The organism is Photobacterium sp. MCCC 1A19761 (assembly GCF_037389125.1).
In the GTDB taxonomy this organism is placed as follows: Bacteria; Pseudomonadota; Gammaproteobacteria; order Enterobacterales; family Vibrionaceae; genus Photobacterium.
This window is the reverse complement of sequence record NZ_JAZGTF010000043.1, coordinates 48,872-67,325: the sequence shown is the minus strand read 5'-3', so window position 1 is coordinate 67,325 and position 18,454 is coordinate 48,872. Positions and strand designations below refer to the sequence as shown.

The 18,454-nt window shown below is 49.6% G+C and carries 19 protein-coding genes and 1 pseudogene; 9 read left to right on the top strand and 11 right to left on the bottom strand.

All coding sequences use genetic code 11. The annotated features are described in order from the left end of the window. The 4 genes and pseudogenes from VV869_RS23360 to VV869_RS23345 form a co-directional block, all read left to right on the top strand. A pseudogene (locus VV869_RS23360) lies at positions 1-615 on the top strand (ATP-binding protein); the annotation flags it as partial. After that, complete coding sequence (locus tag VV869_RS23355; protein WP_337737347.1) at positions 612-1,865, top strand: HlyD family secretion protein; 1,254 nt, start codon at positions 612-614, stop codon at positions 1,863-1,865. The pseudogene VV869_RS23360 and the gene VV869_RS23355, both read left to right, overlap by 4 nt. 12 nt (positions 1,866-1,877) lie before the next feature. After that, entirely contained in the window at positions 1,878-4,040 is a 2,163-nt protein-coding gene (locus VV869_RS23350; RefSeq protein WP_337737346.1) for a peptidase domain-containing ABC transporter, read from the top strand. Then, positions 4,024-4,428 (top strand): hypothetical protein, encoded by a 405-nt coding sequence (locus VV869_RS23345; protein WP_337737345.1) that lies wholly within the window; start codon positions 4,024-4,026, stop codon positions 4,426-4,428. Before VV869_RS23350 ends, VV869_RS23345 begins: the two co-directional genes overlap by 17 nt. A gap of 53 nt (positions 4,429-4,481) precedes the next feature. On the opposite strand, the gene VV869_RS23340 is transcribed toward VV869_RS23345, so the two are convergent. The 3 genes from VV869_RS23340 to exaC form a co-directional block, all read right to left on the bottom strand. Further along, entirely contained in the window at positions 4,482-4,742 is a 261-nt protein-coding gene (locus VV869_RS23340; protein ID WP_337737344.1) for a hypothetical protein, read from the bottom strand. Further along, a complete protein-coding gene (gene tpx / locus VV869_RS23335; protein ID WP_337737343.1) occupies positions 4,742-5,248 on the bottom strand; it encodes a thiol peroxidase in 507 nt (168 codons plus the stop codon). The genes VV869_RS23340 and tpx overlap by 1 nt, the downstream gene beginning before the upstream one ends. 215 nt (positions 5,249-5,463) lie before the next feature. Beyond that, entirely contained in the window at positions 5,464-6,969 is a 1,506-nt protein-coding gene (gene exaC / locus VV869_RS23330) for an acetaldehyde dehydrogenase ExaC (RefSeq protein WP_337737342.1), read from the bottom strand. A gap of 458 nt (positions 6,970-7,427) precedes the next feature. On the opposite strand from exaC, the gene VV869_RS23325 reads away from it, so the two are divergent. Together VV869_RS23325 and VV869_RS23320 are read left to right on the top strand one after the other, a co-directional pair. Beyond that, positions 7,428-7,787: a hypothetical protein gene (locus tag VV869_RS23325; RefSeq protein ID WP_337737341.1), complete on the top strand. Its 360-nt coding sequence runs from the start codon at positions 7,428-7,430 to the stop codon at positions 7,785-7,787. After that, positions 7,777-8,025 carry a hypothetical protein gene (locus VV869_RS23320; RefSeq protein ID WP_337737340.1) on the top strand — a complete coding sequence of 83 codons (249 nt, stop codon included), beginning with the start codon at positions 7,777-7,779 and terminating at the stop codon, positions 8,023-8,025. Before VV869_RS23325 ends, VV869_RS23320 begins: the two co-directional genes overlap by 11 nt. Before the next feature lie 106 nt (positions 8,026-8,131). Here the strand turns inward: VV869_RS23320 and VV869_RS23315 are convergent, their stop codons facing one another. The 5 genes from VV869_RS23315 to VV869_RS23295 form a co-directional block, all read right to left on the bottom strand. After that, positions 8,132-9,121 (bottom strand): GlxA family transcriptional regulator, encoded by a 990-nt coding sequence (locus VV869_RS23315; RefSeq protein WP_337737339.1) that lies wholly within the window; start codon positions 9,119-9,121, stop codon positions 8,132-8,134. A gap of 216 nt (positions 9,122-9,337) precedes the next feature. Beyond that, positions 9,338-9,820, bottom strand: coding sequence for a hypothetical protein (locus VV869_RS23310; RefSeq protein WP_337737337.1), 483 nt, complete (start codon positions 9,818-9,820; stop codon positions 9,338-9,340). Beyond that, positions 9,804-10,598: a winged helix-turn-helix domain-containing protein gene (locus VV869_RS23305; protein WP_337737336.1), complete on the bottom strand. Its 795-nt coding sequence runs from the start codon at positions 10,596-10,598 to the stop codon at positions 9,804-9,806. Before VV869_RS23305 ends, VV869_RS23310 begins: the two co-directional genes overlap by 17 nt. A gap of 126 nt (positions 10,599-10,724) precedes the next feature. Beyond that, positions 10,725-11,213, bottom strand: coding sequence for a hypothetical protein (locus VV869_RS23300; protein WP_337737335.1), 489 nt, complete (start codon positions 11,211-11,213; stop codon positions 10,725-10,727). Then, positions 11,188-11,910 (bottom strand): winged helix-turn-helix domain-containing protein, encoded by a 723-nt coding sequence (locus VV869_RS23295; protein ID WP_337737334.1) that lies wholly within the window; start codon positions 11,908-11,910, stop codon positions 11,188-11,190. Before VV869_RS23295 ends, VV869_RS23300 begins: the two co-directional genes overlap by 26 nt. Positions 11,911-12,187: 277 nt before the next feature. Here VV869_RS23295 and VV869_RS23290 point away from each other — a divergent pair, with 277 nt between their 5' ends. The 3 genes from VV869_RS23290 (at position 12,188) to VV869_RS23280 (ending at position 15,398) form a co-directional block, all read left to right on the top strand. Then, on the top strand, positions 12,188-12,463 hold the full coding sequence (locus VV869_RS23290) for a hypothetical protein (RefSeq protein WP_337737333.1): 276 nt from the start codon (positions 12,188-12,190) through the stop codon (positions 12,461-12,463). Between the two features lie 198 nt (positions 12,464-12,661). Continuing rightward, on the top strand, positions 12,662-14,263 hold the full coding sequence (locus tag VV869_RS23285; protein ID WP_337737332.1) for a sensor domain-containing diguanylate cyclase: 1,602 nt from the start codon (positions 12,662-12,664) through the stop codon (positions 14,261-14,263). A gap of 499 nt (positions 14,264-14,762) precedes the next feature. Next, a complete protein-coding gene (locus VV869_RS23280) occupies positions 14,763-15,398 on the top strand; it encodes a recombinase family protein (RefSeq protein ID WP_337737331.1) in 636 nt (211 codons plus the stop codon). 105 nt (positions 15,399-15,503) lie between these two features. Here the strand turns inward: VV869_RS23280 and VV869_RS23275 are convergent, their stop codons facing one another. From VV869_RS23275 to VV869_RS23265, 3 genes are all read right to left on the bottom strand, one after another. Continuing rightward, positions 15,504-16,583 (bottom strand): hypothetical protein, encoded by a 1,080-nt coding sequence (locus VV869_RS23275; protein WP_337737330.1) that lies wholly within the window; start codon positions 16,581-16,583, stop codon positions 15,504-15,506. Between the two features lie 237 nt (positions 16,584-16,820). Next, positions 16,821-16,907, bottom strand: coding sequence for a DUF4113 domain-containing protein (locus VV869_RS24455; protein WP_443147363.1), 87 nt, complete (start codon positions 16,905-16,907; stop codon positions 16,821-16,823). 449 nt (positions 16,908-17,356) lie between these two features. Then, positions 17,357-17,944, bottom strand: a complete 588-nt coding sequence (locus tag VV869_RS23265) for a hypothetical protein (protein ID WP_337737329.1) — start codon at positions 17,942-17,944, stop codon at positions 17,357-17,359. Positions 17,945-18,454 lie beyond the last annotated feature (510 nt).

Below are 18,454 nucleotides of genomic sequence, written 5' to 3'. Positions count from 1 at the left end.
GCTGCTTTCGAGGGCCAGTGTATTGTCGAGCTGATGCATGTCTTCGATCCCATCAGTACGGTGTATAGCGCCATAAAACAGCTGCCGCCCGACCGCAATTTCGTCGTCTACGGCAACCCCTGGGATGACAGCATGATTGCCCTGTGTGAGCAGACCTGCCGGAGCCAGGGGCGGACTCTGGAAATCATTCCCCCGGCAGAAAAACATTCGTTCCTGAAGCTGATGAAGCGCGCCAAAGCCGGTGCCCATATCCTCATGTTTGCCGATGGTAACCCGCTGTTTGTCTCCGATCAGGCCAGCGGTCTACAGCTGGCGCGCTCATTCGGTCCCTGCGAGCTCTGGCAACACAAAGCCTATATGACGCTCACCGGCGCCCTGCTCGCCCAAAAAGTTTCCGCCAACCTCTACGTTGCCGGGCTCGCACACCATCATCACAGAAGTCTAGAAGTTCATGCGCTTCCGGTCCGGGATAGAACACTTAATGAGATCCTGCAGTCTAAGGCTGTCGCTGTCGAGCGACTGCTCGAGCAAAGCCCCCAGGGTTGGCTGTTCTGGCGCAATGCCGATGTTTACTTCCATGAATACCAGCCTGTCACGGGTGCGGAGCCATCATGACACTTTTTCGAACTGAAGTCGTCGAGCGCCAGCACCGGTACTATGGCGACATTCTGATCGCGATGCCCCCTTCGCTGAATCGCCTGGTACTGGCGGCCGCCGTCACCGGGCTCCTGATCGTCCTGTTTTGCGTCATTGGCGAATTCAGTAAAAAAGAAAAGGTCCATGGCATCTTACTGCCGGAAGGCGGGATCATTGACGTATTCTCACCGGAGTCCGGGGTAATTACGCAGCAACTGGTAAAGGATGGTGACAGCGTCACGAAAGGGCAACCCCTGTACGTGATCAGTACCGAAACCAGCAACCTGACCGAAGGGGGGCTCAGGCACCGTGTCGGCGCGCTGTTGCAACAGAATGTCGATTCGGTCCAGAGGCAGGTAAGCGTCAATGAGGCGCTAAACCAACAGAAAAAACAGGCCCTGGAGCGGGAGATCCGTCAGCTGAGCGCCAAACGCCGCGCGACAGAGCAGCTGATGGCCATCAAACAGCGCCAGCTGACCCTGGCCAGGGAAACGGTGAATACCTTTGCCAGCGAAGCCAGACAAGAGTTGATCAGTAAAATTGAATTGCGCGAAAGGCGCAGTCAGGTGTTGGCGCTTGAGGCCGAACTGCAGGAACTGGCGCTGCAACTTAAAGAGTTGATCTATCAGGCCGACCAGAAACGTTCAGAAATCGACCGGCTGGACAGCCAACTCGCCCTGGAGAAAGAGCAATTACAGAACCAAATCACCGATGTCCGGCAGAAGTTGGTCTCCAACAGCGTAATGCGGGAAGTGGTTGTCCCCGCACCGATTGATGGGACGATCTCGGCAATCAACGTCTATCAGGGCCCGGTGTCACCGGACACCGTGCTCCTGAGCTTAGTGCCGAAGGGCAAGCCGCTGCAAGCAACCCTGTTCGTGCCCGGCCGGGCCATCGGGTTTATTGAAACGGGGCAGGAAGTTCAGCTGCAGTACGATGCCTTTCCATACCAGAAATTCGGCCAGTATCGCGGCGTGATCCAGGATATATCCACAACCTCCGTGGCAATCAAGGATCTGAAATACCAACCCGAATTCAAAGGCAAACAAAAACGAAGCCCATTTGTGTATTTGGTGAAGGTGAGCCTGGAACGCCAACAAGTCGACATCTATGGCCAGCCCAAACCATTGCGAGCCGGCATGAACCTCGAGGCCAGCATCGAGGTTGAATCAAGAAAAATATATGAATGGCTGTTGGACCCGTTCAAGAAAATGCAAGATTTTATCTAAATTGGGGCGGATGTGACTGTACTAAACGACCTGGCCGAGCGCCTGCAAATTGGCTTTACCCGTAAAATCCCGCTGTTCTACCAATCAGAAGCTGCCGAATGCGGCCTGGCCTGTATCGGCATGATTGCTGAGTATTGGGGCCATAAACTGAACCTGACTCGCCTGCGCTCTGAAATGGCGGTGTCGCTCAACGGCTCGACCCTCAACGATCTGATGAGAATGGCACGCAAGCTTGACCTCAATTCCCGTCCGCTGCGGGTCGACATGGACGATCTGAAACAGACCGCAACGCCGTGTATTCTTCACTGGGACTTAAACCACTTTGTGGTGCTGGTCAAAACCAGCCCCAAGTATTTCTATATCCATGATCCCAGTGTCGGACGGAGAAGATTGACCGCAGCCGAGTTTTCCAAGCACTTTACCGGGGTGGTCCTGGAGATCACACCGCTCGATAGCATGAACAGTGTGACGCATGATGTTCACAAGCCAAAGCTCAAAGACATCTTCGGCCGACCGCAAGGGCTGGCCCAGTCCCTGCTCAAGATTGTGGTCCTGGCACTGGTGTTTGAAATTTGTGTCCTCGGAGCCAGCTTTTTACCACAAATCGTGATCGACCAGGTGGTGCCCAGCCAGGATATCAACCTGCTTTACCTGGTCGCCTGCGGTTTTGGCCTGTTGCTGCTGATCCGGGTCGGCGCCAACTTCCTCAAAGCCTGGACCGTGATGGCGGTCAGCGCCAGCTTTAACCTCCAGTGGCGCGCGCGGGTCTTCCAGCACATGATGAACCTGCCGATCCCCTTTTTTGAAAAGCGGAACCTGGGGGATATCGCCTCCCGCTTCGATTCCCTCGATGTGATCGAAAGCGCCATCACCAAGCAGCTGGTCGAAGCCTTGCTGGACGGGATGCTGGCGTTGGGCGCTCTGATGATGCTGTTCGTCTACGATACCAACATTGCGTTGGTGGCCCTGATATCGATGTGTACCTATTTATTACTGCGGCAGTTTCTCTTCGCCAGATTCCGCGAGCTCAACCTTGAGTTCATTCTCTCCAGTGCCAAGGAGAAAACCTACTTTCTCGAAACAATTCGCAGCGTGCAGAGTATCCGCCTGTTCGGCCAGACCGCCAACCGCTCGGTCCGCTGGCAAAACTTACTGGTCGATGAGCGAAATGCCGATATTCGCCAGCAAAAGCTGGGGATCGGATTTGAATCCATGAGCACCCTGATTTTTGGTGCCGAAGGGATCATCATTGTGCTGGTCGGCACTGCCGCAGCGCTCAAAGGAGAGATGACGGTCGGGATGTTGATCACCGCACTGTCTTTTAAAGATCAGTTTTCCGCCAGAGTCTCCGGATTTATCGATACCCTGTTTAATTTGCGCATGCTCGGCCTGCATATGGAGCGGGTCGGGGATGTGGTCCTGACTAAACCGGAAGAAAGCGACCGCCTGCGCTCGTATGTGGATGTGCAGCAACTGGCACCCAAAATTGAGTTCCGCAAGGTGAGTTTTCGCTACTCGGACAATGAACCCATGGTGTTAAAAGACATGAGCTTCATCATCGAAGCCGGGGAGTCTGTCGCATTGGTCGGGGCCTCCGGATGCGGCAAAACCACAGTCGTCAAGCTCATTTTAGGCGTACTCACCCCGACGTGCGGTCAAATCCTGATCGATGGCATTCCGCTCACGTCACTGTCTGTGGCGGACTATCGCCAGCTAATTGGCTCGGTGATGCAGGATGACACCCTGTTATCAGGCTCACTGGAAGAGAATATCAGCTTCTTTGATCTGAAAGTGGACCCGACCCGGGTACGCCAGGTGGCGGCTATGGCCGATATCAGTCGCGATATTGAACGCCTGCCGATGGCTTATGAGACGCTCATCGGGGAGCTGGGGAATACCTTGTCCGGTGGACAGCGCCAAAGAGTCCTGCTGGCTCGTGCCCTGTATCAGCAACCGAAAATACTAGTACTCGACGAAGCAACCAGTCACCTGGATGCAACCTCAGAGCACAACATCAATACGATGATCAGCCGGCAATCGCTCACCCGGATTATAGTGGCGCACCGGCCGAGTACCATCGCAACGGCCGACCGGGTGATTGATGTCGCTGCGCTCAACCTCATTCATACGACGACACCGTCACTCACAGAGACATCCCATGATCAGCTGGTTTAAAGAGAATCCTTATACGGTTGGCTCCGTTTCAGATTTGAGGCAGCTTCAACGCGATATTCGCTACTGCCGGCCGAGAAAATACTCAGACGTTTCGGTTGCGCTTCCCGCTTTGCAGCACGAAGAAAATGACTACGTTGCGCAGCGCATTGGGGCATACTATTTTATGTGTGGCTGTACCCACGGCAAGATCGCAGCTGGGATCAGCCTGATCCTGGCCACGCTGTATTTTGTGCTTCAGGGTTATACGGTTGCGCAGGTGCCGCTCTGGCTAACGGCCGGCGCCATTGCCGGGGTGTCGGTGGGGGTCAAGGTTCTGGCCCAGGTCCATGCCAAGCGAGCACTGGCACACTACTTGGACCAGCTGATCGCGCATGTGGAAAGTCGGTAAGCTGGCATGACTGAAGCAAAAAAATGCCATCTGACGATGGCATTTTTTTGTTCTTAGTTTTTAATCACCAGATGCAATGCATTGACAATTTCAAGTGCATCGTATTTTTCAGCTGAGAGGCAAAAATCCCTTTCGGTCTCAAGACGCTCTAAAATCATGACCTTCATGGTCAACCGGTCCAAGTAGTCCAGGTTTTTACTGTTCACTAAGATGCATTTCATCAATGTTCTCAGTTCATCCATGTGGCGACCTTCTTGTCCAGTGATGGCTTGATACGCTTCAAGCATCAATGAGAGCGAACTTTTTTTCTCCATCACTCGCCTTGCAGGGCTGCAATAGCAGCATTGTAGTTCGGCTCGTCGGTGATCTCTTCAACCAGTTGCGCGTAAGTCACGATACCGGATTCGTCAATCACCAGGGTTGCACGCGCGGCCAGACCACGAAGCGGACCTTCGTGGATAGCCACGCCGTAAGCTTCCGCGAACTCGGTGTTACGGAAAAAAGATGCCGACTGGACGCCGTCAATGCCTTCTGCAGCGCAGAAACGACCGGTTGCAAACGGCAGGTCGGCAGAAATACACAGGACGATCACATTCTCCAGGCCGGCAGCTTTTTCATGAAACGCACGAACACTGGCCGCACAGACCGGCGTATCAATACTCGGGAAAATATTTAGCAGTACTTTTTTACCTTGCAGCGATGCCAGCGTGATGTCGCTCAGATCGCCGGCGCACAGCGTGAAGTCCGGTGCTGGCGTTCCTGCTTGTGGCATATGGCCTGAAAGCTGAACCGGTGTTCCTTGAAATGTAACTTGAGTCATGACTTTACCTTAGAATGAATAACCTTTGATTGAGGTTTTGATTATAGTTTGACCGCAACGTTGATGCGCAAGCTCCCGTTCTCCGGGCATGTACCATGCTCAGCGCAACCGCTACAGCCCTGTTGCTGAGCGCCGCACCCCATCATTTGGTATACGAAGCGCTCAACAATGAGCCTGCCCAAAAGGCAGGCCCATCACAGGATGGAGATCAATGATTAAAAGAAGCCCAGCGGGTTTACGCTATAGCTGATAATCATATTTTTGGTGTTCTGATAGTGATCCAGCATCATTTTGTGGGTTTCACGGCCAATCCCCGACTTTTTGTAGCCGCCGAACGCCGCATGGGCCGGATAGGCATGGTAACAGTTCACCCAGACACGGCCGGCTTCGATCTCACGCGCCATACGGTAAGCCGTATTGTTGTCGCGCGTCCAAACACCGGCGCCAAGGCCGTATTCGGTATCGTTGGCAATTTCCAGCGCTTCTTCAATGGTTTTAAAGGTAGTGACGGCAACCACAGGACCGAAGATTTCTTCCTGGAAGATCCGCATGTCATTGGTGCCTTTCAGCAGCGTCGGCGCCACATAGTAGCCATTGTCTGAAGAGCTGTTCCCGCCGACCAGCAACTCTGCGCCTTCTTCCTGGCCCAGAGCAATGTAGCCACGGATCTTATCAAACTGCTCTTGAGAGACCTGAGAGCCCACCTGGGTGTCCGTGTCAAGCGGGTTGCCCTGCTTGATGGTTTTAATGCGTGCCTGCAGTTTTTCCATGAAGCGCTCGTAAATCGATTCCTGGATCAGCAGGCGGGACGGGCAGGTACACACTTCACCCTGGTTAAAGAATGCCAGTAGCACCCCTTCAACACACTTATCCAGATAGCTGTCTTCGTGATCGAAAATATCCGCCATAAAGATGTTTGGTGATTTCCCGCCGAGCTCAACCGTGGAAGGAATTAAATTGTCCGCGGCACATTTCAGAATATGCTGACCGACTTCGGTCGAGCCGGTAAAGGCAACTTTGGCAATACGCTTGTGCGTGGCCAGTGCCTGACCGGCTTCATGGCCATACCCGTTCACCACATTGATCACGCCTGCCGGGATCAGATCTTCGATCAGCTCCATCAACACCAGGATCGAGGCCGGGGTTTGCTCTGCCGGCTTGAGTACCACACAGCAACCAGCAGCCAGCGCCGGCGCCAGTTTCCAGGCCGCCATCAGCAACGGGAAGTTCCAAGGAATGATCTGCCCAACCACACCGACCGGCTCAGGGAAATGGAACGTGGTGGTTTGCGCGTCCAGCTCAGCCGCCGTGCCTTCCTGGGCCCGGATACAACCGGCAAAATAACGGAAGTGATCCACCACCAAAGGAATATCAGCCGCCAGGGTTTCACGGATCGGCTTTCCGTTGTCCCAGGTCTCTGCAACGGCCAGCATCTCCGTGTTCGCTTCAATCCGATCAGCAATTTTCAGCAGCAGATTCGAACGCTCTGTCACCGAAGTGGCGGCCCAGCTTGCGCGCGCCAGATGCGCTGCGGCGACCGCAAGATCAATGTCGCCCTGGGTTGACGCCGGCACTTCACAAATGGTGGTATTGTTCACCGGTGACGTGTTGGTAAAGTAACGCCCCTCCGCGGGCTCAATCCATTCGCCCCCGATGAAGTTTTCATACTTTGCCTTAAAATTGACGACAGAACCCTCAGTGTTTGGTTGTGCATACAACATCTGTAACCCCTTCTATTTTGTCAGTTTAATTCTTTTCTGGGGTTAATTATCCACTGAATCTGAAGGGGTAAAAAATATGCACCCATGCACACAGCGCGATGTTATCTGAGTTATTTTTCAATTAAAATCATGATGTTAACCAAATCTGTTGATCTCAAAACGTCACATTCGTCGGTCTTATTGGACTTTTTTACAATACTGCTTCCGGTGATGTATTGCGCCCCGGGCCAAACCTGGCGCTTCGATTGGGACAGACATGAGCAAAGGCCTCCCGCGTCAGTGCCGGGCAAACCGACGGAATAGGACATATTACCTGCCTATTCAGGACCTTCTTCCGCGGAGATTCACCCTATCTTTCTGTTATCAAACAACTTCACCCTGATATATGCACACAACTGCACTCTTCAAAACGGCGGATTAACCGTTAACATCTGGTCGCAATCACAGGAGAGCACGACATGTACGACGAGTTAAGCAAACAGCTCGATACAATCGGGTATGAATTTGACCAAGATGAATTAAAAAAACGCACTATCAATGCGCATAAAAAACAAGTCATTAAGGCCATGTTGCTTGAAGCCAAGCGGCTCAATTTCGATGTCTATAGCAACCAGGCCAAAACCATTTTGGCGGCCATCGTATCTGAGCCAGAGATCAGTGTGGAACGTGCGGTGAAGGCGCTAAAACAATACGCAAGCGGTGATGCGTACGATCAGCAGCTCATGCGTGAGACCTTGTTTAGCACGGCGCTCAGAGCGAGTGAAGAATTTAAAATGGTGATCATGCTCAATGGTGAAGGAGTCAATCGTGTTGCCTGAATCTATCCTGTTCGAACGACTTGAAGAAGCAAAACGCTGTGCACGGATCCTCGAATTGGATGCCTCCCGGCGAACGATCAAAGCGTATTTAATCGCCTGTGCCATCAATGACGACATCCACATCAATAATATCGGTGAGGCATTGACCAGCGCGATTGCCAACCCGGGCCCGTTGCTGCTGAGCGCTTTTGAAAAAACCGATCTGCATCAACAAACGCAACTGTTGCTAGACCAATAGATTCACTAGCGCCGCTTGAGGCTCGAACAAGCCGACGAGTACAGGGATGGTTGGGCTATACCGCTTGTGGGGGGAAGTATAGCCCAGCCCCCAACTTAAACCGTCATCATGCCTCAAACTCGGTATACACTTGTGTAGTTTTTCGATACTGAGTCGGCGTCATCCCGTGGAATTTCTTAAACAGTAACCTGAAGTGATTGGTGTCACTGTAGCCGACTTGCTGGCTAATTTGATCAACGTTCAAACTACTTGTATCCAGCTTATCCCGAGCAAACACGACGCGTATACGTTGGATATAATTCACCGGTGTTTCACCGGTTGCGGCTTTAAAACGCCGTTTCATCTGGCGCTCACTTAAATAACTCTTCTCCGCACAGCGGGAGACCGACAGCTTGGCCGGATCCTCTCGATGCATCCAGTCCTGAAGCGAGTGGATGAGATCATCTCTGTGCTGACGAAATTGGCTAAAACTGGTCTGGCATACCTGCTGAATCGTCGAGATCTCTCCCCCCAGATACTGCTCACATTTTTCCCGATGGGCCGCGCCGAACAAAGTATCAATAATCATCATCGTCGCGGCAAAATAGTCTTTCACACTCGACGTGCAGATATAAGGCGCATCATGGGTAATATTCAGCTGCGGCATTAACCGGACTTTCGGGTAGCGATGACGAAACATTTCCGCGTATACCCAATGGGTGGTCGCACCTTTCTTATTCAACAGGCCCAGCTCTGCCAGCAAGAAAGCACCGGTACACAAAGAGTACACAAACGAACTGCGCCGGATCAGCTTTTTGAGCCACAGGTTCATCTCATGTGACAGCATAAATGTATGTTGCCCGGGATCACCGCATGCCCCTAATAAAAGGATGTCGCAATGCTCCACGGTTCGCCAGTCCTGGTTACAAGATAAAGTAAGCCCGCCAAGGGCCTGAACAGCGCCTCCTGTCGGTGAGACAAAATTCACTTCAGGGTGTGGGAGCCCGGCCAGAGAAGAAGCCACAGTCAGCATTTCAACCGGGCCGGATATGGCTGTCGTTGGCATCCCTTCAGACATTAAAACGGTGATTCGTAAAGGTTCATGTTGAGTGATCATCGATATTGCCACAATGCTCAATTAAGTCCGATATGGCCACCAATATGTCCTCAAAACCATAACAACACTAATGAACTTATCTGAATCTCAAATTCCCACGACCTGAAATGACCGATGGACGAACACTTTTTAAGATGTTGATTTCAAAGGGTATTAAAGTCCACCTTTTTTTGTTTTTACTGTTTCTGTTGATAAAATTAGGTTAATCACTCTAATTTATTGGTCAGCAGTGACGCATTGAACACTGCTGGTCAGCAAACTGGTATAACAAAAATTCTTTCTATCCTGGTACAGGATCTGAAAAAACTGCTCGACGGGCTCATCAATCAAATGCGCCTCCGTCTTATCCGGTTCAACAAGCGGTGTGTATTCTTTGCTACGCAGACTATTTCGACTTGAGAAAATGTCCGGGCCCCAGAAATAGATCGAGTAATACACCTTCAGGCTCTTTGGCTCGCCTTCCGTTTGGATGGTCGAGTGAAGATCATGAAAGCCGTTCCATTTATGGTCGACTGTAAAGAACTCCTGGTAAGACTCGACCAAGTCCTCGGTATAGGTTACCCCCCGAGAAAAAAGCATGGTGTTATTCCTGCCCTCCAGAAACAACGGATGGTGATAAATATTGAAGCCGTTGATCGCAATCAAGACCAGCACATTCGCCACCACGAGCCCCCATATCGCCTTACTGACACTGCTCACGAATGGCCTCCTTGATCTGCACCGATGAAAAACCGTACTCGAAACTCATATTCGTAGCTTCGCGCTCTTGTAAGCTGCCAGACTGAAATACACAGGAGACATAGATCTGCTCAGGATTTTTAGACAGGTAAAGCATCCGTAGATTGTCTGGATAGACATCTTTCAGCCACTCAAACAACTGCTCGCCTTTATCGTCAGGTTCAAAAAAGTAATCCACCCGCTCATAGGTGACCTGTTGCCAGTTTTCCCGCTCGGTTTTGGTATTCGTATAAGTGATCACCGCGAGCCAGGAGGCAGTGATGAGCAATAAAAGGGATAAGAAGATCAGCAGGCTCCACTGAAGTCGAGAAACACTTGCCGGTAATGAGGCGACAGCGGGAATACTGTGACGGTGAGATGGCTCGTGCTCGCGGCAGTGTTCGGGAGCAGCTGCTTGCGTTGGCTGTAACAATGCGCTCTCTGGCTCCGGCTGTTGAACCATTTCTATCACCCCGGTCACCAACCTGTAGCCCTGCCTCGGAACCGTTTGGATCATCTTTTGCTCTCGCCCGTTGTCGCCAAGCGCCAGCCTGAGCTGTGCGATCGACTGGGTAAGGCTTGACCCGGAGACAATACGACCTGGCCAAGCCACATTCACCAGCTGCTCTTTCGAGACGATCTGCCCCTGGTGAATCAACAACAGCTCAAGCACTTTACAGTCGGTCGACTTCAGCTTTTTCGTTATTCCGAGTTCAGAGTGCGTGAGTTGCCTCCTGGCGGTTGGGTCAAAACACCACATTGTTTACTCTCTTCTTGTTTGGCTATTATATTGATATGGGCCGGGTTCAACAGTGACGGTTGCTCAAGCCAAAAGATGGATACAGTGCATCTTTATCAGACTAAGTGCCAGTGACTGGCGGGCACTTCAATTCACATCAACACACTGAACGGCCTGGTTCGACAGCTGAATGTAACAATACAGCTGATCAGTCTCGACCAGGACCTGAAAGTTCTCATCCCCACCATCGAAGAGGACATGCTGCTCCGGTGGATCAAAGTACTTGACTTCATCAGCGTCAACCAATTGACTAATGTATTGAATTGAATACATTTTTGAAGGCCAGAAGGTGATCAGGAACTGGGTTTTCAGCTGATCGCCATGATCAAACTGAATACTCGCGAGCAGCAAGTAGCGGTTCCACAGGTAGGGCTCTAAGTGGTATTCAATGGTTCTGGACTGATAATCGCCCCGCCCCTTCCCATAAGAGACGATCGTCTTGTGGGTGACCGTGTCGCTTTTTTTAACAAAATCAGGGAGCAGGAAGCGATTAACCGCGATCTGGAGCGGGATCGCCAGCAACAGCGACAGAAACACCCAGGTGAGGAGATTATTGGCACTGCTGAAGGATTTCATGACTGATATATTCAAGGGACTGCTCGATATCGATTGAAAAATTGATGCTGCTTCGCCGCTCAGCCTTGGGGGTGCGATCAACACAACTGACATATATTCGCGCTTGATTGGAGGTAATATAGAAATCCACGTGGTCAGGACGTTCTAAGCTGTTTAGCCTACTCATCAATTCAAGACTGATCAGATCATCACTTTCCACAATAAACTGCGTATTGCCGGAAGTAAGGTGCACCATACTCAGCCGTTCTGAATTTCCGCCGGGTAAAAACAAGAAATCGAACAACAGAACATTGACCAGGAGCAGCATCAGACAAATCCAGACGCGACCCCGATTGACCGCCGGTTTTGCGGCCGGCGCAGAAGCCCGTTTCGGTGCAGCTGGCAATGATTCCTCAACGAACGTCACCCCATTGCCGGTCACGAAATATCCCGCTTTCGGGACGGTACGAATGACGTTTTGCTCGGTGGCGTTGTCATCCAGCGCCGCACGCAAGGTTGAGATGGCGCGTGTAATACTCTCGTCCGATACGACTTTATCCGGCCAGATAACGTCGTGAATTTCTTGTTTGGTCACCGTACGATGTGGATGCGCGAGCAGCAAAAGAAGTAACCGGCTTTCAGATGGTTGCAGGGATCTGACTTCTCCACTCGTTCGGTGCCTCAATTGCTCAGCGTCTTCTGGTCTAAATTCCCACATAGTTACCTGTCGTTGACGAACGAAGCCTCACCGACAAAGATGACCCATCTCCCCCGTTAAGCTGTCCTTTTTCGCGATCGATCTATATTTATAGATCTGTAAATATATATCTTTTACGGAGTAAATAAAACCAATCAATCAGAAGCACCAAAGCCTCAATCCGTGAATGTATCACTTGTTTTATCACAGTGATTCTCATTGTCTTTTCGTCCTGCCTCTGGCACATAATTAATGAACTGATAACAGAATGACCAGCTCCGATAACGAAAACCTGAGGATGAAAGAAATCACTCGTTGTGCAAGACGACTCGGGTTGAACCTCACCACCCCGACAGTCCAGGCATACCTGGCTGCCGTTGCCATGTGCAGCCACCTTCAGCACAACCAGATCGCACACGTGGTCAATCTGTTTTTTGTAAACCCCGACGCCATTTTTAAAGCAGCACTACAAAACACCACCGAATACCGACAGTCACAAATTCGCTTTCTGGACTTTTTGTTAACCCTGAACTCAGCAAACGACCCGTCCTACCAAGAGCCCCCCTACGAGTGACACAACTATACGTTTACTAAACCAGGCAAAAGGGCCGCGGTGCTGGGCAACATACTGCAACGGTTCAAAAGCAGATCACGCAGACACGTCACCTGTTCATTTTTCAGCCAAAACACTTGCATCGAGGTCTGCGCTCAACTAGATTAGCCCGAAAATTTCCCGCAGACTTTTCCCCGACCGAACAGGCTTCAATCATTTATGGCGCAATCCCCGACGTTGAAAGTTGATCTACGTAAATTGATCCTGTTACTGACGCTCGTAAGTGTATTCATCACAATGACCAATACGCTTTACTCCTCCTATACAGTCCAGCGCGATTTGCTGATCAAAAAAACGATGGAATCCAATCAGGTTTACGCGCAGAAAATGGCAAAAACGACCGATATTTTTATTGAAGCGGCTCAAGATCAACTGGCATACAGCGCCCAGCGATTGAGTTCGTTGATGCGGGATCAAGCGCAGTTAATGGCGGAAACCGAGCGCCTACGCCGGCAAACCAAAACCTTCAACTCCGTGGCCATTGTGAACGCAACGGGAACAATTGTTGCCATCTCCCCGGAAACCCTGCAGGTCAAAGGGCTCCACCTGAGTACAAAAAACTCGGAGCAATCTTTGCTGGCCAAGCGTCCTTTGGTCACCGATCCTTTTATCTCCTCAGCTGGGAACTACCTCATCAGTATTTCCCATCCTATTTTTTCTGTGCAGGGGCAATATCTGGGTTATATCTCGGGAAATATCTATCTGGAGCAGAAAAATATCTTATTCGAACTCTTGGGCAAGCACAGTTATCAGGACGGCTCTTATTTGTATGCCGTTGATCGCAATAAGACTGTCATCTACCACCCGGAACAATTCAGGATCGGACAGGTTATTGAAAATAATGAAGCCATTAATTACGTGCTTAACGACAATCCGGGGCCTATACATCTTGTGAACTCTTTAGGCAGCGATATGTTAGCCGGGGTCGCAACAGTTGAACGGACGGGTTGGGGGATTGTTGCCCAACGGCCGAAGGTAAGCACGCTTTCGGAACTGCATGAGCAGATGATGGCAGTATTTGTCACGACCATTCCGGTTGGGCTCCTGACCCTGGCAGGCATTTGGATTTCAGCCATTTTTATTTCCAGGCCACTCTGGCAGTTGGCCCGGGAAGTGAAAAACCTGGATCATTGCGATACTGTTGAGCAAATCCAGGATATCCGCTCCTGGTACTTTGAAGCAACACAGCTGAAAGTCGCGATCACCAAATGCCTGGACATGATGACGCGTAAGATCAGCCAATTGGATACAGACAGGCATACCGACCCGATGACCCGCCTGCTCAACCGGCGCGGGATGCTGAAAGCCTTAGATACATTCAGTGATAACCGCCAGGCCTTTGCCGTGATGGCTTTAGATATCGACCGATTTAAACAGGTGAACGATACCTATGGCCATGATGTAGGCGATAAGGTCATCACCACCGTTGCCGACCTGATGCGAACAAATGCCAGGCAAGGAGATATCCTGTGTCGCTCCGGTGGTGAGGAATTTCTCATTTTTCTCACCAATACTAGCCCCGAACGCACGTTTGAGGTCGCCGAGCGCTTGAGGGAAACTATCTCAGCTCAGGAGATTGCTCCCGTAGGAAAGTGCACCGTATCCATCGGAATTGCTCATTGTTCGGGGGAGCCCGCTCATGTCCATGCTGCCATCAAGCAGGCAGACAGCGCCCTGTATGAAGCCAAATCCAGCGGCCGCAACCGTACCGTCTACAATGATGAAACCTACCTGTCGAGTGCTAACGAATATGAAGGATAAGGCTAACGAGCCAGGTGCCAGGCAGAGATAAGGCAATTCTGCTGCGCCAGCCCCTTTTGAACACCGCTTTTATCCAGCACCTGGCTGACCAAGCCGACGGCCAACAATGATATGTCGATCTCCCTTCGAGGAAGCCGCAACAGCTCCCCTCACCTGTTAGAACAAAATAGCCCCGAAAAATTCGTTAGAACAAAACAGAGCAACAAAAAGACGGTAGTACAAAACAGGCGGCTATTTTGTACGTCAGTAGACGAGTAAGGAAAATTTCACGTACCCATTGTGGTCATTTTCACCTTACCGTTCGCCTAGCAAAAACCAAATCAGGGATCAAGCTGATTCGGTTTAATTTTATCGGCCCCAACTTAACCATTAGGGTATACCCCATTGCGACCACTCAATTACGGCACAAAACCCTTCACGCGACCACTCAAATGCGATAGCATGGTTTGCGACTACCTATATGCGACATTCAGGACAATTTTGACACAAGGACGCGCCGATGTTCATCCGGGCTTACCTGCGGGCCTCCACCGACGAGCAGAATGCCGAACGGGCCAAAGACACCCTCAACCGCTTTGCCGCCGATCACAACCAGCGGATCGCCAGCTACTACATTGAGAACGTCAGCGGCGCCCAGCTCGAGCGCCCGGAGCTGCAACGACTGCTGACCGACACCCAGGACAACGACATCCTGCTGGTCGAGAATATCGACCGCCTGACCCGCCTTAACGAGAGCGACTGGAAAAGCCTGAAGCAGAGCATCGAGCAGAAAGGGCTGCGGATTGTCAGCCTGGACGTGCCGACCTCCTGGCAGGCCATCGACAGCGCCCGGATGACCCACAACGACCCGATCATCAAAGCAGTGCTCGATGCCATCAACAACATGCTGATCGACCTGATGGCCGCCATGGCCCGCAAGGACTACATCACCCGGCGCGACCGCCAGGCCCAGGGGATTGAGCGCGCCAAAGAAGAAGGCAAATACCGCGGCCGCCAGGCCGACCCCGAGCGCCACCGCAAGGTGCATTACTACCGCCATGAGAAAGGCCTGAGCCTGAGCGAAGTGGCCGAAGCGACCGGCTACAGCCGATCGCAGGTATGCCGGATCTTGGCGAAGGGGACAGAAGCGGGGTGAGGTTTCACCCCGTGTTATTAGACGGGGTAGTAAATGATACGTTCAGTGTCTAACGCCCCTCATAACCTTTAAACCAAAAGAATTAATTTTTATATGCTTTTATGGTTAGGTGCTCTTTTTTGAAGAGATAAAGTTTGACACTTTATCAGATATTGTTGCTATATTTTGCTGTTCAATTTTCGCTTTCTCAATTTCAGCGGTAGTTTGCCCCTTTTCCAACACTGCATTGCGCTCGGTACTTGCGAGCGTGTGAATCACACTGGAAGTAGCCGAAGAATCAGAAGTCATAATTGAACATTTAATAGCTGCCAATTTTGCTTCAGAGTTAGTCATTTCGTTCTGAAAATACTTAATATCTGAAAGACTTGATTTATATAGCTTTAAGAAAAAATAGGCAAAAATTTCAATAAGTACAACCAGTGATAACCTAGGTATAAAATGAGCAATAAATGCCATTTTATCATCGGGTACTGAATCAATTTCAAGAACAAAATAGCCAAGAATAACGAGACCAATTATTGTTGTTAGTATACCAAGACCTAAATTTATATTACCTCTTCGGCTTAACGAATCAATCTCAGTATATAATCTTTCTAAGGTTCTAGAAAACACAACTTCAACTTCTTTAAGTTGATTAACTCCTTTAATTTTCTCTTCTAGATTTCCCAGTACATCGGCGAATGCATCAGACTTTGACTCCTTTATAATTTCTTTCTTTAAAACTGATACCAATTCTTCTCTGTATTCTGATGAAATTGCTTCATTTAGTGACTCTCTATTACTAACCTGATCTTTAAGAGTAGTCAAATCAGACTTCAATGCCTCTAAATCAGATGGATTTATAGAAACACTGTGCTCCATTTTTTTTCTAAGGTTTCTCAGTTCATTTTCATATTTTAGATAGTCAATATTCGATTCTGGTCTTTTCTTGAATCCTGTTTGAAGATAAATCATCAAAACAGACATTCCTGATATTAAAAACGATAGTGGAGCTAATATGCTCAACATTGTTCTACTAAATGGAAAGGATAATTCAGTATACCCTGGAACCAAATTAATGAAGAATATAGACGCAACACCGATTAACGCTGGCACAACAGCCATAACAATTCTCAACCGTTGCTGTCTTTCTAATTTCAACACGTAGTATCTTTCTTCTTTAATTGACTCTTCAAAGTCTTCCATTTTTTTTATTTCCTAATGATGCAGCTACTTACTGTCGCCTAACATTTTATTTTACGAAAACATTTCGTATATCCACCCAAGATAATTTGGTAGACATTACACCCAATTATGTTGAACCCATCAGATTCAACACCTTCAAAAAACCTACCTGTGACGGGCCTCAAAAGATACGCAACTGATCACACTTATGCGTTTCTTATGGTTTGCTAAGCAATCCGCAGGTTGTGACAAGGTCACTCAGCAACAGAAGAACAGGCAACACCGAATCACTTGCCAATCCCGCCATTGGGTGGTGTACTGCGGTGACAGGAACTCGCGACGCATCGCTCATTTGGGATCGGACCAGGAACAGCGTCTCCGAGCCGTATTTCTGATTCAGGGCCGGAGTGTTCGGCGCCGGGTTGAACAGATCCGGACGGGCTTAGAACATCATGCTCCGGAGCGGGCTGCGCTTACTTGTTCTCACCCACCGGTGTGACCGTCCCGCCTGCGGCTGAAAATCGGCCATCCACCCAGCTGTAAGCTGCAAAACACAATTCATTGCCTGTCGAACCGCAGCTTGTCCCGTCCTGAGCCATCAGCAGCTTTGCTTGTTGATAATCGTATGGACACAGGCACAGGCACAGGCACAGGCACAGGCAAGATACGAATTCATATTTCCCCGAGCTAAAGGCATCGAACCGTGCGCGCAAAGCAAAATAATAAAAAACCGTTCAGTCCGTGGGTTCCTGTGATAATGAGTGATTAGAACACGGGCATTTTTATCAATATAATCAAAAGCTATATCGAAGGCCTGCACGATAAAATGCCCCACCACCATCACCGACTTTATCTTGATAGCGTGCAATCCCACCATGCCAAGAGCATGTACCTGAACCTGTACTTTCAGAGGTTGTGCCATCTTTGCACTTCGTATTCTCAGTGAGATCTATGAAGTATCGATAACCAATCCCCAAGTCCAGATGAAATTTTTCTGTAAATGAATATGAGCTAGACAAACCCAAAGGTATCGAAATTAAGGTATTCTTATTCTGGTAATAGTTAACATCCAGCTCACCAATTCCAATGCCAAAATTAAAATAAACATCGATATCAGTGCCACGAAACAAACCATGATTATAGCCTAAAACTCCGCCCCAATATCTAATGTCAAATTCGGAATCATTGATAAAATCAGCTTCTACGTATAATGTTCGGTTTTCAAGCCAAGAATACCCGATAGAAAGTCCGGACAAGTTAGGAGAGATATTATCAAAACTGATTTTTTGATTTTGATAGTCAAAATACAACCCGGCACAAGCTGCTTGAGCGCTAAAGCAGACAGCGATGCATGTAATCGTTTTATTCCAGTTTTTATTCATGCGAGATCCGTCCAAAACATCAATAGAATAGGCGAGTAGCGTAATAATTACCCTCGTTCTCTTATGACTTTGCTGAAGCAAAGAATAAAAACAACCGCCGAGAACCATCGAGATGAGAAAATAAATAAATAAATAAAAATCAACAACTTACAAAAATTATACCTAACGTATTCCAAAAAACATATGAGCCCGATCGCAATTCTGAACATTGTTTAGACAACCGATCTAAGCTGACAACAGCGTGAAAGATTTACTCTTGTTGAGATCCTGGGCCTGATAATAAGTGAACGGCTGAGTGCATTTTTTTCCATGCATAACCATATCCCATTGATATTCTCCTTACTGGTAACGCAGACATCCATGTCCACTCAGAATGATTTCGCCAAACAGTCACCCCTTCGCCCCTGATTCAACGAAATCATACCGGCCGAAAGATATCTCGCACGGTGAGTTCGCGACTCATAACAGGCACAAAGGCTTAGTGCCAGGGTCGTTAGCACGACGCTTGTC